The 16,398-nt window shown below is 74.7% G+C and carries 15 protein-coding genes; 7 read left to right on the top strand and 8 right to left on the bottom strand.

Annotated features, from left to right (window positions below):
• Positions 1 to 203 precede the first annotated feature (203 nt).
• Entirely contained in the window at positions 204 to 1,610 is a 1,407-nt protein-coding gene (lpdA, locus tag ABTZ03_RS08450; protein WP_350512106.1) for a dihydrolipoyl dehydrogenase, read from the top strand.
• 173 nt (positions 1,611 to 1,783) lie between these two features.
• Here lpdA and ABTZ03_RS08445 read toward each other — a convergent pair whose 3' ends face one another.
• Together ABTZ03_RS08445 and ABTZ03_RS08440 are read right to left on the bottom strand one after the other, a co-directional pair.
• The gene (locus tag ABTZ03_RS08445) at positions 1,784 to 2,506 is read right to left on the bottom strand and encodes a sigma 54 modulation/S30EA ribosomal C-terminal domain-containing protein (RefSeq protein WP_350512105.1); all 723 of its coding nucleotides are present in this window, start codon (positions 2,504 to 2,506) and stop codon (positions 1,784 to 1,786) included.
• Between the two features lie 149 nt (positions 2,507 to 2,655).
• The gene (locus ABTZ03_RS08440; RefSeq protein WP_350512104.1) at positions 2,656 to 2,991 is read right to left on the bottom strand and encodes a GNAT family N-acetyltransferase; all 336 of its coding nucleotides are present in this window, start codon (positions 2,989 to 2,991) and stop codon (positions 2,656 to 2,658) included.
• A 439-nt stretch (positions 2,992 to 3,430) separates the two neighbouring features.
• Between ABTZ03_RS08440 and ABTZ03_RS08435 the strand changes: the two genes are divergently transcribed.
• Complete coding sequence (locus ABTZ03_RS08435) at positions 3,431 to 4,609, top strand: PP2C family protein-serine/threonine phosphatase (protein WP_350512256.1); 1,179 nt, start codon at positions 3,431 to 3,433, stop codon at positions 4,607 to 4,609.
• 31 nt (positions 4,610 to 4,640) lie between these two features.
• On the opposite strand, the gene ABTZ03_RS08430 is transcribed toward ABTZ03_RS08435, so the two are convergent.
• Together ABTZ03_RS08430 and ABTZ03_RS08425 are read right to left on the bottom strand one after the other, a co-directional pair.
• On the bottom strand, positions 4,641 to 5,894 hold the full coding sequence (locus ABTZ03_RS08430) for a threonine/serine exporter family protein (RefSeq protein ID WP_350512103.1): 1,254 nt from the start codon (positions 5,892 to 5,894) through the stop codon (positions 4,641 to 4,643).
• Positions 5,895 to 6,040: 146 nt separating this feature from the next.
• Positions 6,041 to 6,730 carry a Tat pathway signal sequence domain protein gene (locus ABTZ03_RS08425; protein ID WP_350512102.1) on the bottom strand — a complete coding sequence of 230 codons (690 nt, stop codon included), beginning with the start codon at positions 6,728 to 6,730 and terminating at the stop codon, positions 6,041 to 6,043.
• Between the two features lie 323 nt (positions 6,731 to 7,053).
• Between ABTZ03_RS08425 and ABTZ03_RS08420 the strand changes: the two genes are divergently transcribed.
• Positions 7,054 to 8,655, top strand: a complete 1,602-nt coding sequence (locus ABTZ03_RS08420; protein ID WP_350512101.1) for an alpha/beta hydrolase — start codon at positions 7,054 to 7,056, stop codon at positions 8,653 to 8,655.
• 40 nt (positions 8,656 to 8,695) lie between these two features.
• On the opposite strand, the gene ABTZ03_RS08415 is transcribed toward ABTZ03_RS08420, so the two are convergent.
• Together ABTZ03_RS08415 and ABTZ03_RS08410 are read right to left on the bottom strand one after the other, a co-directional pair.
• Positions 8,696 to 9,136 (bottom strand): PPOX class F420-dependent oxidoreductase, encoded by a 441-nt coding sequence (locus ABTZ03_RS08415; protein ID WP_350512100.1) that lies wholly within the window; start codon positions 9,134 to 9,136, stop codon positions 8,696 to 8,698.
• Positions 9,137 to 9,220: 84 nt separating this feature from the next.
• On the bottom strand, positions 9,221 to 9,742 hold the full coding sequence (locus ABTZ03_RS08410; RefSeq protein ID WP_350512099.1) for a DUF6584 family protein: 522 nt from the start codon (positions 9,740 to 9,742) through the stop codon (positions 9,221 to 9,223).
• An 86-nt stretch (positions 9,743 to 9,828) separates the two neighbouring features.
• Here ABTZ03_RS08410 and ABTZ03_RS08405 point away from each other — a divergent pair, with 86 nt between their 5' ends.
• The 4 genes from ABTZ03_RS08405 to ABTZ03_RS08390 all read left to right on the top strand — a co-directional run bounded on the left by ABTZ03_RS08405 (position 9,829) and on the right by ABTZ03_RS08390 (position 14,058).
• Complete coding sequence (locus tag ABTZ03_RS08405; protein ID WP_350512098.1) at positions 9,829 to 10,446, top strand: WD40 repeat domain-containing protein; 618 nt, start codon at positions 9,829 to 9,831, stop codon at positions 10,444 to 10,446.
• A 117-nt stretch (positions 10,447 to 10,563) separates the two neighbouring features.
• Positions 10,564 to 11,922, top strand: coding sequence for an MFS transporter (locus ABTZ03_RS08400; protein ID WP_350512097.1), 1,359 nt, complete (start codon positions 10,564 to 10,566; stop codon positions 11,920 to 11,922).
• A gap of 25 nt (positions 11,923 to 11,947) precedes the next feature.
• Positions 11,948 to 12,694 carry a response regulator transcription factor gene (locus ABTZ03_RS08395; RefSeq protein WP_350512096.1) on the top strand — a complete coding sequence of 249 codons (747 nt, stop codon included), beginning with the start codon at positions 11,948 to 11,950 and terminating at the stop codon, positions 12,692 to 12,694.
• Complete coding sequence (locus ABTZ03_RS08390) at positions 12,691 to 14,058, top strand: sensor histidine kinase (RefSeq protein ID WP_350512095.1); 1,368 nt, start codon at positions 12,691 to 12,693, stop codon at positions 14,056 to 14,058. Before ABTZ03_RS08395 ends, ABTZ03_RS08390 begins: the two co-directional genes overlap by 4 nt.
• 47 nt (positions 14,059 to 14,105) lie before the next feature.
• Here ABTZ03_RS08390 and ABTZ03_RS08385 read toward each other — a convergent pair whose 3' ends face one another.
• Both ABTZ03_RS08385 and ABTZ03_RS08380 read right to left on the bottom strand, forming a co-directional pair.
• Positions 14,106 to 14,591 carry a hypothetical protein gene (locus ABTZ03_RS08385; protein WP_350512094.1) on the bottom strand — a complete coding sequence of 162 codons (486 nt, stop codon included), beginning with the start codon at positions 14,589 to 14,591 and terminating at the stop codon, positions 14,106 to 14,108.
• Between the two features lies 1 nt (position 14,592).
• Complete coding sequence (locus ABTZ03_RS08380; protein ID WP_350512093.1) at positions 14,593 to 16,266, bottom strand: hypothetical protein; 1,674 nt, start codon at positions 16,264 to 16,266, stop codon at positions 14,593 to 14,595.
• Positions 16,267 to 16,398: the final 132 nt, after the last annotated feature.

Genomic DNA, 16,398 nt, shown 5'->3' with positions numbered 1-16,398 from the left:
CCATTCGAACCCTCCCTCCGTCATCGCCCCTGGTGGAGCCGGGTACGGGCCACCGTAACGGGCCCCACTGACAATTCGGCCCGGGCCCGGTACGGTGCCGCCCGGGAGCGTGCCCGCCGGGACCCGGTGGGTGCGCCGAGCCCGGTCCTGACACCATGGGACCGAGATCACGACACAGGGACACCCCCGGAGGAGCCAGCAAGATGAGCACCCACTACGACGTCGTCGTCCTCGGCGCGGGCCCCGGCGGCTACACCGCCGCCGTCCGCTCGGCCCAGCTGGGTCTGAAGGTCGCGGTCATCGAGGCCAAGTACTGGGGCGGCGTCTGCCTCAACGTCGGCTGCATCCCCTCCAAGGCCCTGCTGCGCAACGCCGAGCTCGCCCACATCTTCACCAAGGAGGCCAAGACCTTCGGCATCAAGGTCGAGGGCACGGTGAGCTTCGACTTCGGCGAGGCCTTCAAGCGCAGCCGCTCGGTGGCCGACGGCCGGGTCAAGGGCGTCCACTACCTGATGAAGAAGAACGGCATCACCGAGTACGACGGCTGGGGCACCTTCGTCGACGACCACACCCTCCAGGTCGCGCTCAGCGGCGGCGGCTTCGACGTGGTCACCTTCGACCACTGCGTCATCGCCGCCGGCGCCACCACCCGCCTGCTGCCCGGCACCAGCCTGAGCGAGCGCGTGGTGACCTACGAGGAGCAGATCCTCACCGAGCAGCTGCCGGAGAGCATCATCATCGCGGGCGCCGGCGCGATCGGCGTCGAGTTCGCCTACGTGCTGCACAACTACGGCGTGAAGGTCACCATCGTCGAGTTCCTGGACCGGGTGGTGCCGCTGGAGGACGTCGAGGTCTCCACCGAACTCGCCAAGCAGTACCGCAAGCTGGGCATCGAGGTGCTCACCTCCACCCGGGTCGAGTCGATCGACGACAGCGACCCGAACGCCAAGGTCCGGGTCACCGTCACCAAGGACGGGCAGCAGCAGGTGCTGGAGGCCGACAAGGTGCTCCAGGCGATCGGCTTCGCGCCGCGGGTGAACGGCTACGGCCTGGAGAACACCGGGGTCAAGCTCACCGACCGCAACGCCATCGCGGTGGACGGCCGCGGCCGCACCAGCGTCGACCACATCTTCGCGATCGGCGACGTCACCGCCAAGCTGATGCTGGCGCACGCCGCCGAGACCATGGCCGTGATCGCCGCCGAGACCATCGGCGGGGCGGAGACCATGGAGGTCGACTTCGCCATGATCCCGCGCGCCACCTACTGCCAGCCGCAGATCGCCTCCTTCGGCTACACCGAGGCGCAGGCCCGCGAACTGGGCCACGACGTCAAGGTCGCCAAGTTCCCGTTCACCGCGAACGGCAAGGCGCACGGCCTCGGCCACCCGATCGGCTTCGTCAAGGTGATCAGCGACGCCAAGTACGGCGAGCTGCTCGGCGCCCACCTGATCGGCCCCGAGGTCACCGAGCTGCTGCCGGAGCTGACGCTGGCCCAGCAGTGGGACCTCACCGTCCACGAGGTGGCCCGCAACGTGCACGCCCACCCGACCCTGGGCGAGGCGGTCAAGGAGGCCATCCACGGCCTCGCCGGTCACATGATCAACATGTGACGACCCGACCGGGACGACCGTGACGACCGTGGCCCCGCCGGACGCCTGTCGCGCCGGCGGGGCCACGCATGGGCGGGGGCGCCCATGGGAGGAGGGACGGGCCTGCGGGGTCAGGTCCGTCCCCCCGGCTCAGGACCGGCTCAGCACCGGCTCGGGACCGGTTCAGCACCGGCTCAGGACCGGCCGGTGATCAGGCCGAGATGGCCGTCGAAGCGCCGGTAGAGCACCCGGCCCCGGCCGCCCGCCGGGTGGGCGAAGAACAGGAACGGCAGCTCGGCCCGCTCCAGCCGCTCGACCGCCTGCGGCTCGGTGAGCAGCGGAGCGCCGTGCGGGCTGAGCGTGATCGGCGCCGTCCGGCGGCCGAACGGCCCGGCGGGCCTGGTCCGGGCCAGCCGGTAGCCGGTCGGGCCGACCCGGAAGACCACGGCGTCGGTCTCGGTCGCCGGGTCGGTGAAGAGGTGGATGTCGTAGTCCATCGCGTCCATCGTCCGGGCCGCCGCCTCGGGCGTGCACCACACCAGCGAGGGCTCCTTGCGGCGGACGATCCGACGCCCTCCGGCGGGCGCCGCCGGGGGAGCCGGCGGCTGCGCCGCGGCCCACGGGCGGGGCGCCCAGGCGCCGCTGACGGCCCGGATCCGGCCGAGCAGGCAGTCGGCCAGCCGGTCGAACGGGTCGCCCGGTCCGGCCGCCGAGCGCTGCACCCGGATCCGCCGCCCGTCCACCTCGGCGTTCACCTGCGCCAGCACCCCGCCGGCCACCGCGGCCAGCCGGATCCGCAGCGACTCCACCAGGGTGCCGGCCGCGCCGGCGACCGCCGCGACGGCGGCGATCCGCCCCCGCGCCTCGGCCCACGCCGGACTCTCCTCGAACGTCCCCACCGTGACCAACCCGCCCATCGCCCAGGCCCTTTCGCCGTCTCCCGCCGCGTCCCTTCGGCGCGACCGGCGACCAGGATCCCGGCCGGCCCGGGCGTGCGGCCAGGGCCCAACGGCCCCACCCCCCCGGGCCGGTCGGCTCCGGACCGTCCGGGGTGCGGGACCGGGGCTCAGCGCAGCCGGGCGCGCAGCCAGTCCTTGACCTCCGGGGTGACCTCGTCGGTGAGGTCGGCGAACTCCTGGTGCTTGATCAGGAACTTGGCCACGTAGGGGCAGACCGGCACGATCCGCAGCCCGGCGGCCCGGACGTCCGTCAGCGCCTCCTGGACCAGCAGCCCGGCCAGCCCGCGTCCGGCGAACGCCTCCTCGACCAGGGTGTGGTAGAAGACGCGCTGCCCGTCGTGGTCCAAGTACTCGGTGAACCCGGCGAGTTCGCCGTCGACCCGGATCTCGTAGCGGTGCCGGTCGTCCGACCGCTCGACGACGGTGGTGCCGGGAGTACTCATCGCGGAGGCCTTTCGTTCGTGGGGCCCGTACGGGCTCGGTGCGGGCCCAGGGTAGCCCGGGGCCGGAGCGGCCGACCGGCCCGGCCCGGCTGGGCCGAACGGGCAAGGGGTGCGGGGCACGGACCCGATCGGAGGGTCGCGGCGGGCCTCAGCTCCTCCTAGGGCGTGTCTGGCAATTCCCGCCGGGCGCGCGACGCCGGGGCACGCACCTCGCCGCGTTGTCGTCGGTCGCCCGATGGCCCCCAGCCTTCGGCCGGGAGGTGCCCCCACCGCATCGCCTCCCTCCTCCGCCTTGCGATGCACGCACCCCGACGCCGCGCGCTGATCCGACGCGAATTGCCAGACACGCCCTACCCTGGGCCGGACGCCCCGCCCCCTCGGCGCGCGGGGACGGGCGGGACGTCGGTGGAACACCGGAGGAGCGGAGGGGCCGTTGCGGGTGCGTACCGCGGAGGCGAGCGGGCGGTCGTGGCCGTGGTCGGGGCCGGGCGGCCAGTTGCCGGTGCTGGTCCGGTACGGCCACCGGTCCTGGCTGATCCCGATGGTGCTGCTGGTGGCGGTGGTGGTCGTGGACGCGGTCACGCCCGAGTGGTTCGCCTCCGCCAGCTGGCTGGCCCTGGTGCCGGTGGTCGCCGCCGGGCTGTGCGGCCCGGTCACCACCGTGGTGTTCGCCTGTCTCTCGATCGCCTGCTACCCGGCGCTGGGCGTCTTCTGGACCAAGTCCCACGGGACGGAGGACTTCCTGCTGGTGGTGGCCGGCTGCGCGCTCGCGCTGCCGCTCAGCGTCTTCCGCGCCCAGGCCGCCGTCTACGTCCGGCACCTCCAGGGCGCCGCCGAGACCACCCGGCAGGTGGTGCTGCGTCCGGTGCCCCCGGACTGGGGCGGGGTGGACTCGGCGGCCCGCTACCTGGCGGCGGACGTCGAGGCCCGGGTGGGCGGCGACTTCTACGACGTGGTGGCCAGCCCGTTCGGGGCGCGGGTCATCCTCGGGGACGTCCAGGGGAAGGGGCTGCCGGCCGTCTCCACGGCGGCGGCCCTGGTCGGCTGCTTCCGGGAGGCCGCCTTCCGGGAGCCGGACCTGGGCACCGTCGCCGCCTGGCTGGAGGAGCGGGTGCTCCGGCAGAACCAGCTCGCCGCCCGGCTGGGCGAGCAGGACGAGCGGTACGCCACCGCGGTGGTGGTCTGGTTCCCGGCGGTCGCCCCGGAGGAGATCGTGGTGGTCAACTTCGGCCACGACAGCCCGTACGTCCTGGGCCCGGACGGGGTCCGTCAGCTGCCGCCGGGCGACGGCGCGCCGCTCGGCCTCGCCCAGCTGGCCGGCGGGCTGCCGCCGGTCCGGCGGCTGCGGCTGGGCGCGGACGAGACGGTGCTGCTGGTCACCGACGGGGTGACCGAGGCCCGGGACCGCCAGGGCGTCTTCTTCGACCTGCGGGCCCACCTGGAGGGGCTGGCCGGCGAGCCCGGGGCCGGTCGGCCCGAGCACTTGGTGGCGGCCGTCGCGGCCGGCGTCGTCCGGCACACCGGCGGCCGGCGGACGGACGACACCGCGCTGCTCGCCGTCCGGCACGGCAGGGGAACGGCCGCCGACTGGACCGGCATCGGGACGGCCTCGGGCTGAACCGGCGTCCGGCCGGTACCGGTGCCCCCGGTCAGGCCCGCAGCCGGGCCACCGCGAGCGAGGGGCGCGGGATCCGGCTGATCACCGAGCCGATCAGGGTGCCGATCGACACCCCGAACACCGCCGACACGGCGGCCAGTACCGACTGGGCCCCGTTGCCGACCTCGATCTGCGCGGTGTTCAGCAGCCCGAAGGAGCCCGGCACCACGATCCAGAACGCCGGGAGGTAGAGCACCTGCCAGAGCGGCCCGCCCGGCAGCCAGTGCACCACGGTGGCCGCGACCGCGGCGCTGACCGCACCGGCCAGGCCGCCGATCGCCGCGCCGTGCACCGAGCCCACCGCGACCTGGACGGTCACGCTGACCGCGATCACCACGAGGATCCACGGGATGGCGGCCGGCGGGGTGCTGACGTTCACCACCAGGCCGGCCGTCGCGACCGCCAGCCCCAGTCCGATCACCCACCAACTCGGCTTGGCGACCTGGACGTTGGCGAGGGCCGAGGCGGGCATGCCGATCGCGGTGGCGGCCGCGGCGACCCCGGCGAGGAAGAGCGCCAGCTGCACCGTGCCGGACACCAGCCGGGCCGTCCCGGCACTGGCGGCACCGGCCGCGACCTCGGACAGGCCGGTGACCAGCAGCCCGCCCGGCAGCAGGATCGCCAGGGTGGCCACGATGGTGCGCAGCGGCCCGTCCAGCAGCCCGGCCCGGGCGAGCGAGAGGACGAGCAGGGCGACCAGGAACCCGGCGGTGACCGGCAGCAGCGGCCGCAGTCGGGGCAGTCGGCGGGCCAGCATGGTCAGCCCGACCACGATCAGCGAGCCGGCCGCGGCGGCCAGGACGTTCGCGGTGACCGGCTGGAGGAAGATGCAGACCCCGACCCCGACCGGCAGCGCTCCCAGGTCGGCGACCCAGGTGGGCCAGCGGGCCGGGGCCCGGCGGATCCGGTCCAGCTCGGCCAGCGCCTGCCGCCGGTCGAGCCGGCCCGCGCGCAGCCGGTGCACCAGGTCGAGGACGTCGGCGGTCTGCTCGAACCGCAGCGCGGTGTCGACCGGCTGGAACCGGGTGGCGTCGTCGGCGGCCAGGGTGACGAACAGCCCGTTGGTGAGGGCGGCCACCCGTACGTCGGGAGCCCCCATCGCCCGTCCCAGCCCGTGGAGCTCCTCCTCGACGTCGTGGACGGGAAGGCCGCCGCCGAGGAGGGCTTCGCCCAGTTCGAGCAGCAGGCGGCGGAGCGGGTCCGGTGGGGCCTCGATGCCCCGGACCGATGGAGACTTGCTAGACATGGCAGGTATCGTCCCATCCCGCCCTGGTCGGTCCGACTCTGCCCCGGTCTGAGCGCGATCGCGGGGCGGAGCGGGCGGCGGAGCGGAGACCAGGGCCGGGGTCGGGGACGGGGCCGGGGCCAGGACCGGGGTCGGGGCCGGACGGGTCAGTTCACGGTGACCGCCGGGCTGCCGGCCTGGCCGGTGTCCGTGACCGGGCCGTACGCGGCGGAGAAGTAGCCGTCGGCGGGGCAGAGGCCGTCGCCGCCGCTCTTGGCGAAGTGCTCGTTGCCGAAGGTCAGGCTGTTACCGCCGTTGTCGGCGGTGCCGGTGAAGGCGCCGCTGAGCTGGTAGGTGCAGGTGATGGTGCCGAACCAGCTGTTGAGGACGGCGGTGGCCTGGATCTGGCCGGCGCTGCCGCCGGTGAGGGTGACCGGCAGGCCGGCGCCGTCGTCGACGGTGAGGCCGTAGGGGAGGGTGTCGACACTCAGGCTCTGCACCGAGGTGACGCCGGTGACGTTGGCGGTGCAGGAGTCGAAGGTGAGCCCGGTGAGGGACTCGGTGGCGGTGCCGGGGGCGGTCGGGTTGGTCAGCACGGTGGCGTTGAGCTGGGAGGTGGCGCAGGTGACACCGGTGGTGCTGGTCGCGGTGGAGTAGAAGGTGGCGCTGGCACCGGCGGCGAGCGGCGCGGCGAGGGCGTCACCCGCGGCGACGGCGGCGCCGCCCGCGGTCAGCACCGGTCCGGTGGCGTCGGTCGGGGCGGTCGGGGCGGCGGAGGCGGGGGCCGCCGCGACCAGGGCGAGTGCGGCGAGCGCGGCGAGGGCCGCCGGGGCGGTGCGGTGGGGGAATGCGCGCATGGGAAAGCCTCTTCCTCGGTGAGGGGGCGAGAAGACGAACTTTCACTGCTCCCGGGAGGCGGGGAACGGGGAGCTGACTACGTTCTAGGACCGTGTCGGTGCGCCGTCAAGGCGCTGCGGTCAACTTGCTGACTTTTCGTCAACAACACCTGGACGCAACGCCCCGGCCACCGACGACATGACAGCGATCTGCCGGTGATCTGCCGGTGAGCTGTGGGTGTCCTGACCGTGGCGGACGAAAGACTCCGTGCCGTCCGACCGGATGACTCCTCCGAAACCCTCGGAGGCAGCCGGGCCCTGCGACCCACGAGCGAGCGCCGCCCATGCCCCGACCCCGCCTCACCGCCCCCCTCCGCGCCGCGGCCGCCACCGCCGCCGGCCTGCTGCTGGCCGGCCTCACCCCGGCCGCGGCCTCGGCCGCCGCGCCCGCCCCACCCGTACCGGCCCTGACCTGGAGCAAGCCCTGCGCGCCCGGCTTCCAGTGCGACACCGCGCAGGTGCCGCTGGACTACCGGGACCCGCACGGCCGCACCGTCGACCTGGCGCTGATCCGCCGCCCCGCCGACGACCAGGCGCACCGGATCGGCACACTGTTCTACAACCCGGGCGGGCCGGGGATCCCCGGCACCACGGCACTGCCCGCCGCGGCCATGCTGCTCCCCGCACAACTGCGCCGGCGCTTCGACTTGGTGGGCTTCGACCCGCGCGGCATCGGCGCCTCCACCACGCTGAACTGCTTCCCCGACCGGACGGGCGACCAGGACGGCCAGGAGGCCGGCGAACAGGCCCTGCTCGGCGGCCTCCCGGCGGGCTACCCGATCGGAGCGGCGCAGCAGTCCCAGTGGGCCGACGCCTACGCGCGGCTGGGCCGGCAGTGCGCCGAGAACGACCGCACCGGCCTGCTCGCCCACCTGTCCACCGCGGACGTCGCCCGCGACCTCGACCTGCTGCGCCAGGCCGTCGGCGACCGCCGGCTGAACTACCTCGGCACCTCGTACGGGACGTACCTGGGCGCCACCTACGCCAACCTCTTCCCCGGCCGGGTGCGCGCCATGATCCTGGACAGCGCCGTCGACCCGGTCGCCTGGTCCACCGGCCGCACCCCGGCGGACGCCGCCCTGCCGCCCTTCCTGCGGGCCGGCAGCGACCTCGCCTCGGCCCGCTCCCTCGACACCTTCCTGGACCGCTGCGGCGCCGCCGCCCCGGCCGGCTGCGCCTTCTCGGCGGGCAGCCCGGAGGCGACCCGGGCCAGGTACGCCGCGCTGATGGACCGGCTGGAGCGCGGCCCGATCACCGTCGGCACCGGACCGCAGGCCGTCACGTACGACGAGGCCGCCGCCGTCACCACCGTCTCCCAACTGCTGTACGGCGCCCAGCCGGTGGCGACGTTCGGCACCCCCGGCTGGGCCGGTCTGGGCGGCTGGCTGCAGAGCCTGTGGACCGCGCCGGACACCCCGGCGGCGGCGCTGCCGACCGGCGCGCCGGCGCACCAGGCCCAGGTCCTCGGCACGCTGTGCGCCGACACCGTCAACCCGCCCGCGGGCGCCGACCATTCGGCGTTCGCCGACCTGGCCCGGGACCGCTCCGGCGAGCTCGGCCCGTCCTGGGTCTGGCCGACCCAGCGCTGCGCCGACTGGCCGGCCGAGGCCGCCCGGGACCGCTACGACGGCCCCTGGGACCGCCGCACCGCCGCACCCGTCCTGGTCGTCGCCAACACCGGCGACCCGGTCTGGCCCTACGAGGGCTCGCGGGCGCTGGCCGACACCCTGGCCCGGGGCCGACTGCTGACCGTCGACGGCGACGGGCACACCGTGCTCGGCAACCCGAGCGCCTGCGCGGCCGGTTACGAGGAGCGCTACCTGGTGGACGGCGCGCTGCCGCCGCGCGGTCAGGTCTGCGCGCCGGACCGGCGGCCGTTCCAGTAGCCGCCCCGGCGGCGGAGCGATCCGTCGTCAGGCGACGAGGTCAGTCCGCGTGCCGGGCGGCGGCCGGCAGCGGTTCGACCCCGACGATCCGGCGGATCCGGGTGGGCTCGACGAACACGGTGACCCGCCGCTCGCCGGGGATGCGCCAGCCGTACCGCTCGACCCCGAGGTACTTCCGGGCGAGGCGGTCCATCTGCCGGTCGGCCGCCTCGCCGGTCACGAACTCGACTGCCCGACCGTGGAGTTGGATCCGGTCGTACGGGTCGGCCGGGGCGGCGCCGGACAGGCAGACACGGGGATCGCGGCGCAGATTGCGCTCCTTGATCCGGCCGATCGAGGTGTTGAAGTACACCCGGTCGCCCTCCAGCCCGAGCCACATGGGGGTGACGTGCGGGGCGCCGTCCGCCCCGGTGGTCGCCACGAACCAGATCCGGGGCTCGGCCGCCACCCGGGCCCGGAGCTCCTCCGTCCAACCGTTCATCGGCCACCTCTCACGTCGCTCCCGCAAAGCTGCCCCGGCAGGCTACGCGGCGTCGACCGGTGGCCGGCCCGCGACACGAGGGGCTCAGAACCACCAGCCGACGAAGGTGACGACGCCGAGCACGGCGAAGCCCGCCAGCAGTGCACCGACGGTGGCGAGAGCGGCGCAGAACAGGCGGCCCGAGTCCTCCTGGCCGTCGGGCCGGCCGTCGTGCGGGAGCGGCTCGGGCAGCGGCCGCCAGTCGACCGGGTGACCCAGGTGCAGCGCGGCCGCCTCGCGGAGGACCGCCAGCCGGGCCCGGGCGGCCGCCGTCGGCGCCGACTCCTCCGGGCCGCGCCAGGCGACGGCCGCCATCCGGTGGAGCGGATCGCCGTACCGGGCTTCGAAGGCCGCCGTCTCGTCCGGATCCCGCTCCTCGTCGAGGTAGGTCCAGCGGCCCGCCTCGGCCGGCTCGCCGTACAGCCGGTAGACCTCGGCCAGCCGCCGCCTGGCCGTCAGGTCGGCCGGGTAGGAGACCACCAGGCCGCGCAGACGTTGCCGGGCCAGCGGTATCCGGCCGGAGCGGAGGTCCGCGTCGACCTTGACGAGGGTGCTTTCGACGGTCACCGGAGCATGATCGTTGACGAATCGTCCCCGGTCAAAGGAGTTGACCACCGATCGCTAGACTCCTGACCCCGACGTGAGGAGCAGCGATGCCCGAGGACCGGCCCGTGGCCGACGACCCCTTCGCCGAGCTCGGCGACCCCTGCCTCGCCGTCACGGACAAGCGGCGGGGCCTGGTCGCCGTGGCCGGCGCGCGGGAGCACGGCGAGGCCAGGACGGTCGGGCTCTTCCACGTCACCGACCGGGCCCGGCGCCGTTGGTTGCTGGGGTCGCCGTACCCCGTGAACGCGATGGCCTTCCATCCGTCCCGCCCCCTGCTGGCCGTGGGAACGGGGGAGTACGACGGCGGCTACCACTTCGAGGGGGAGCTCCTGCTCGTCGATCTGGAGGACGGCACCGTCCGGTCGCTCATCGGCCATGCCTTCGGCCGTCAGGTCCTCGGCCTCAAGTGGCTGAACGACCAGGAACTCCGGGTCCTGATGGCGCCGTACGACGACTGGGAGGACGACGGCGCCCACCGGGAAGGCCACCTCGCCGTGGTGCGCCGGGCCGACTGGGCGGCGGTCGGCGCCGGGTCGCTCACCGAGCGCGACCTGACCGGCCCCCGGGGGCCGGCGCCCCGCCCGGACCAGCGCGAGGCCGCCCGTCGGACCGTCGCCCGGCTGAGTGCACCGCCGACCCGCCGTCACCACACCCGCCAGGGGTAGGGCGACCCCCGCTTCCTTAGCGGGACGTAAGTTCTGGGCGGCACTCCTTGCCGTCGCCCGGCGGGCGGCGGCACGCTCTGGGCACCCACCCGCCGCGTACCAGCCCCCGGAGCCGCCATGTCCCCGTCCCCCCGGCCCGAAGCCGCCACCCAGCCGCCGCCCGGGGAGGAGCGCGCCCGACGGCGGCTCGCCCTGGTCGGCGGATCGCTGGGCAACCTGGTGGAGTGGTACGACTGGTTCGTCTACGCCAGCTTCGCGGTCTACTTCGCCGACGACTTCTTCCCCGGCAGCAACTCCACCGCGAAGCTGATGAACACCGCCGGCATCTTCGCCGTCGGCTTCCTGATGCGCCCGGTCGGCGGCTGGCTGCTCGGCCGGGCCGCCGACCGGCACGGCCGCAAGAGCGCCCTCACCCTGACCGTCACCATGATGTCCGCGGCCGCCGTGCTGATCGCCGTCGCCCCGACCTACGCCGCGAGCGGCTACCTGGGCGCCGTCGTCCTGCTGCTCGCCCGGCTGCTCCAGGGCCTGAGCATCGGCGGCGAGTACGCGGCCAGCGCCACCTACCTCACCGAGGCCTCCGCGCCGAACCGGCGCGGCTTCGGCTCCTCCTTCCAGTATGTGTCGATGACCGTCGGCCAACTCCTCGGCCTGGGCATCCTGATCGTCCTCCAGCACACCCTCAGCAACGCCCAACTGCACTCCTGGGGCTGGCGGGTCCCCTTCCTGCTCGGCGCCGTGCTGGCCGTCGTGGTGCTCTGGTTGCGCCGCCGGCTGCCGGAGACCGAGGCGTTCACCGCCGACCGGGACACCCCGGCGAGCGCCCAGGGCACCCTGCGCGGCCTGTGGGAGCACCGGCGCCAGGGCGCCCTGGTGATGGCCCTCACCCTCGGCGGCACCGTCGCGTACTACACGTACACCACGTACCTGACCAAGTACCTGATCGGCAGCGCGGGCCTGAACAAGAACACCGCCACCCTGGTCAGCTTCACCGCGCTCGCCGTCTTCGCCGCGATCCAGCCGCTGGCCGGACTGCTCTCCGACCGGATCGGCCGCCGCCCGCTGCTGATCACCTTCGCGCTCGGCTGCACCGTCGGCACCTACCCGCTGATGAGCGCGCTCGGCTCGGCCTCCGGCTACTGGTCCGCGCTCGGGCTCTCGCTGGTCGCGCTGCTCATCGTCACCGGCTACACCTCGATCAACGCGGCGGTGAAGGCCGAACTGTTCCCCACCCGGATCCGCGCCCTCGGCGTCGCCCTCCCGTACGCCGTCGCCAACGCGCTGTTCGGCGGCACCGCCGAGTACATCGCGCTCTGGTTCAAGAACGCCGGGCACGAATCCGGCTTCTTCTGGTACGTCTCCGGCTGCGCCCTGGTCTCGCTGGTCGTCTACGTCCTGATGCCGGACACCCGGCACGCCGTGCTCAGCCCGGCCGAGACCCCGGCGGCGCCCGCCGCGGCCGGGACCGTACGGTAGTCCCCTCATCACCGGGGAGGGTTCCGTGCACATGCTGCTGGTCGAGGACGACGACCGGATGGCCCAGGCCCTCGCCACCGCGCTCGCCCGGCGCGGCCACACCGTGCGCCGGGTGGTGCGCGCCGCGGAGGCGCTGCGGCACGCCCGGGAGACCGAGTTCGTGCTGCTCGACCTCGGGCTGCCCGACCTGGACGGCCTGGAACTGCTGCGCAAGCTCCGGACGGTGTGCGACCTGCCGCTGATCGTGGTCACCGCGCGCGGCGAGGAACGGGACGTGCTCCAGGGGCTGCGGGCCGGCGCCGACGACTACGTGGTCAAGCCGTTCCGGATGGCCGAGCTGATCGCCCGGATCGACACCGTGCGCCGCCGCACCCAGCGCACCGGCGCTCCGGAACCGCTCGGCCCGGAGCGGCGGGTGCGCACCGGCGACGTCGAGATCGACCCGGCCGCCCGCACGGTGACCGTCGACGGAACCGAGATCCGGCTCACCCGCCGGGAGTTCGACGTCCTCGCCCTGCTCGCCGCCCAGCCCGGCGACGTCCGCTCGCGCGAGGAGATCCTCGACCGGATCTGGGGCGACGCCTTCCTCGCCTCCTCCCGCTCGCTGGACGTCCACGTGGCCGGCATCCGGGCCAAGACCGGCCGGGCTGCCCTGGTCCGCACCGTCCGCGGCTACGGCTACCGACTCGGCACCCCGGACGGCCCGGACGGCGCGAACACCCTGAACGGCGCGAACACCCTGAACGGCGCGAACGGTCCGGACGGCCGGTGAGACGCCGCCTGCTGGCCGTGCTCACCGCGCTGATCGGCACCGCCGTCCTGCTGCTCGCCCTGCCGCTGGCCGACTCCTACGCCCGCGGCCGCACCGAGCACCTGCTGCTGCAGCGCCGCGCCGACGGCGTGCGCTTCGCCGAACTCGCCGACCGGATCCGCACCGACGCCGACCGCCGCGAACTCGACGCCGAACTCACCCGCTACGCCCAGCTCTACGGCGCCGCGGTGACCGTGGTCGACACCGCCGGGAACACCGTCGGCCGGGCCGGGCCCGCCCCGACCGGCCCGGCCGCGCGACAGGCCGAGGACCGCGCCCTCACCGGCCGCTCCACCGAGGCGCTGCCCACCGTGCTGCCCTGGGGGCCGGACACCGTGGTACTGGCCGAACCGGTCGGCCAGGACGAACGGGTCGGCGGTGCCGTGCTGGTGACCGTCCCCACCGGCGCCGCGCGGCACGACGTGCTGGTCCGCTGGGCGCTGATCGCGGCCGGCGCCGTCACCGCCTTCGGCGCCGCCGCGCTGGTCGCCGCCGGGCTCGCCCGCTGGCTGCTGCGGCCGGTCCACGAACTCGACCGCGCGGTGGCCACGGTGGCCGGCGGCCGGTTCGAGCTGCGGGTCGCCGCCGACACCGGGCCGCCCGAACTGCTGCGGCTGCGACGGCACTTCGACGGCATGGCGCAGGCCGTCGCGGAATCGCTGCGCCGCCAGCGGGACTTCGTCGCGGACGCCTCGCACCAGCTGCGCAACCCGCTGGCCGCCCTGGTGCTGCAACTGGAGAACGCCGAGCCGCACGTCGGGCCCGGCCCCGGGCGGCAGGCGCACGCGCTGGCCCTGGACGAGGCGGACCGGCTGGGCGAACTGCTGGACGGCCTGCTGGTGTTGGCCCGGCTGGAGGCGGCCGCGGCGCCGGTGGCGGAGCAGGACGTCACCGCGGCGGTGGCCGGGCGCGTCGCCGCCTGGGTGCCGGTGTTCGAGGCGGGCGGGCTGGAGCTGACGGCCGAACTCGCGCCCGGACTGCGGGCGCTCGGGCTCCCGGACGCGGCCGGGCGGATCCTGGACGCGCTGCTGGACAACGCCGGCAAGTTCGTCCCGGCGGGGGAGCGGGTCCGGGTGGTGGCCGTCGCCCCGCCCGAGGGGGGTGCGGCGGTCCGGGTGACGGACTGCGGGCCGGGTGTCCCGGCGGAGCAACTCCCGCTTCTGCTAAGGCGATTCACCCGCTCGCCGGAGCACCAGAACGTCCCCGGCACCGGACTCGGGCTGGCCATCGCGGACGAACTCGCCCGCGCCAGCGGTGGATCGCTCACCGTCGCACCGGCCCGGCCGCACGGGCTGACCGTGGAGTTCCGGTTGCCCGGAGCGTGAGCCGGTCCGGCCGTTCGGCCGGATCGTCGTCCGGTATGGGGGAGGGGTCAGGCCGGCGGGCGGGGGAGCCAGGTGGCGGTGAGGTCCCCGGCGGTGATCCGCACCGTGCCGCCGATGTGGCCGAGTTCATGGGTGCACCCGTGCGGGTGCGGCAGGACTTCGTCGAGCTGCAGCGGGCCGAGGCGCTCCCGCAGCCCGTCCTGGCCGTCCGGGCCGGTCGGGCCGCCCGCGCCGGTCGGCGGTGCCGCCTCGATCAGCAGGGCGGTGACGCCGGTGTACCGGATCACCAGCTGCTCGGGCGCCACGTCGTTGAAGGAGCAGCGGAGGACGACCGCGTCCTCCGTCACCACCAGCGACGCCAGCTTGAGGTCCTTGACACACCGTTCGGAGGCGAAGTCGTAGTGCGCCGGGTCGGTGGCGAACGCCTCTGCCCCCGGCGGCAGTTCGGGCCGGAGGGCGGGCAGGCGCGCCAGGTACGGGCGAGGATCGAGCGCGAAGCCCGTGGCCGTCCGCTCGATCCTCACCAGCTGCATGTCAGCAATCCGTCCCCTGCGTCAGCCCCGGGCGCTTCCAGTCGTCGCCCTTGATGGTATCGCCCGGCTTGATCACCCCGGCCCGGCGCATCCAGTCGACGGAGTACCCCTTGAGCACGGACTCCAGCTGCGGCGGCGGGTTCCGGGGCACGTTCAGTCCGTGCTTGGGGAACCAGCCGGCCGGGCCGTAGAGGCCGTACTCCTTGCCCTTGTAGTAGACGTGGATCTCGAAGCTCGCCCGGCCGGTCGCGGAGGTGAACTGGTCGACGCGGCCGGTGTAGCCGCTGAAGAACTTGAGCGGGTCCTTGTCGCCCGCCGGGACGATCTGCGGCGCGTCGGCGGCACCGGGCCGCGCCTGCCCGGCGGGGGTCGGTGCCCAGCGTGCGGGTGTCACCCGGGTGCCGGTCGCGCCGCCGTCGCCGAGGGCGGCCGGGCAGGGGGCGGAGCTCGGCGGCGGGGGCGGGTCCTGCTTCGCGGTGTCCTGCTCGGCCTGCTCGGCCTGGACCGCCTTGTCGACCTCGGCCTGGACCTGGGCGCGGGCCTCGATCTGGACGGAGGCCTCGTTGTCCAGGGTGTACGGGATCCGGACGCTGTGGCCGGTGGCCTTCGCCTCGGCATCGGCCTCCGCCTGCTTCTGCGCCTTGATCTGCTGGACGACCGGGGCGATGCCGGGGTCGACGCAGCTGAGCGTCCCGCTGCCGTTGATCGGCAGGGCGGCGGTCTGGGTGCAGTTGCCTGCCGCTTGGCCGTTGACGGTGAGGGTGGCGGTCATCGTCGCCGTCACCGTGCCGGACAGGCTGGCCGGGCGCCGGCTGGTGGTGGAGCTGCTCACGTTCTCGGTGACCGTGCAACTCGCCTCGGAGCACTGGAGGTTGCCGGTCTGGTTGAAGTCGAAGCTGATGCCGACGTCGACCGCCTGGGCGAGCTGCTTGGTCTGGTCGATGAGGTCGCTGTACAGCTGCCCGACGTCGGACGGGGACATCGGGGAGAAGCTGTGCTGTCCCGAGGAGTCCGCGGCGGGCACCGCGCCGGTGAGCGTACGGTCCGACCAGTCGGCGGGCGCGACGGAGGGCGACCCGCTGCCCGTGCCGGGGTCGCCGCCCGGCGTGCCCCCGGTCGAGGCGCCCCCGCCCGGCGTGGGCGTGAACCGCAGCACCCGGTACGGCGCTCCGGCCGAGACGTCCAACACGCCCCCGGGCGTGGTGACTTCCAGGGCGGTGACGCCGTCGACCGTGCTGGTCGGGGCGCCGGGGAGGGGGAAGGCGGTGGTCGCGGCCAGGTCCTGCCAGAGCGACCGGGCCAGCTCCGGCGGGGCACTCAGGTCCTGCGGGAGCAGTGCCGTGAGCCGGTCGTCGCCGGTGATCCAGCGACCCTGGAGGGAGGTCGCGGAGGAGCCCTTGGACGAGCCGCCCAGCAGGCTCTGCGGTGGCTTGAGATAGGTCCGGTCGCCGACCTTCAGGATCGCCATCTGCTGTCCGGCGATGGTGACCGTCCCGAGCTGTTCGCCGCCGGCGGTCGCCTTGATGTCCCAACTCGTCGTGCCAGCGGCCTGGTTGCCCGCGTAGTGCACGACCGGCTGGTTGGCCAGGGCGGCGACCGCCTGGTAGAAGGGCACCTCGTTGAGCTCCGGCGGCTTCGCGGGCGAGGACGGCCAGAACACCACCGCCGCGGCCACGGCGCCCGCCAGGACGACGACGCCGGTGCCGATGGCCTTGCCCTTCCACTTCCGCGGCGGCCGCGGCTCGGCCGGACCGCCGGGAGCGCCGGGACCGCCGGGCCAGGCCGGTGGCGGCGGACCGTAGGCCCC

The organism is Kitasatospora sp. NPDC096077, assembly GCF_040303245.1.
In the GTDB taxonomy this organism is placed as follows: Bacteria; Actinomycetota; Actinomycetes; order Streptomycetales; family Streptomycetaceae; genus Kitasatospora.
This window is presented reverse-complemented; position numbering and strand designations above follow the sequence as displayed.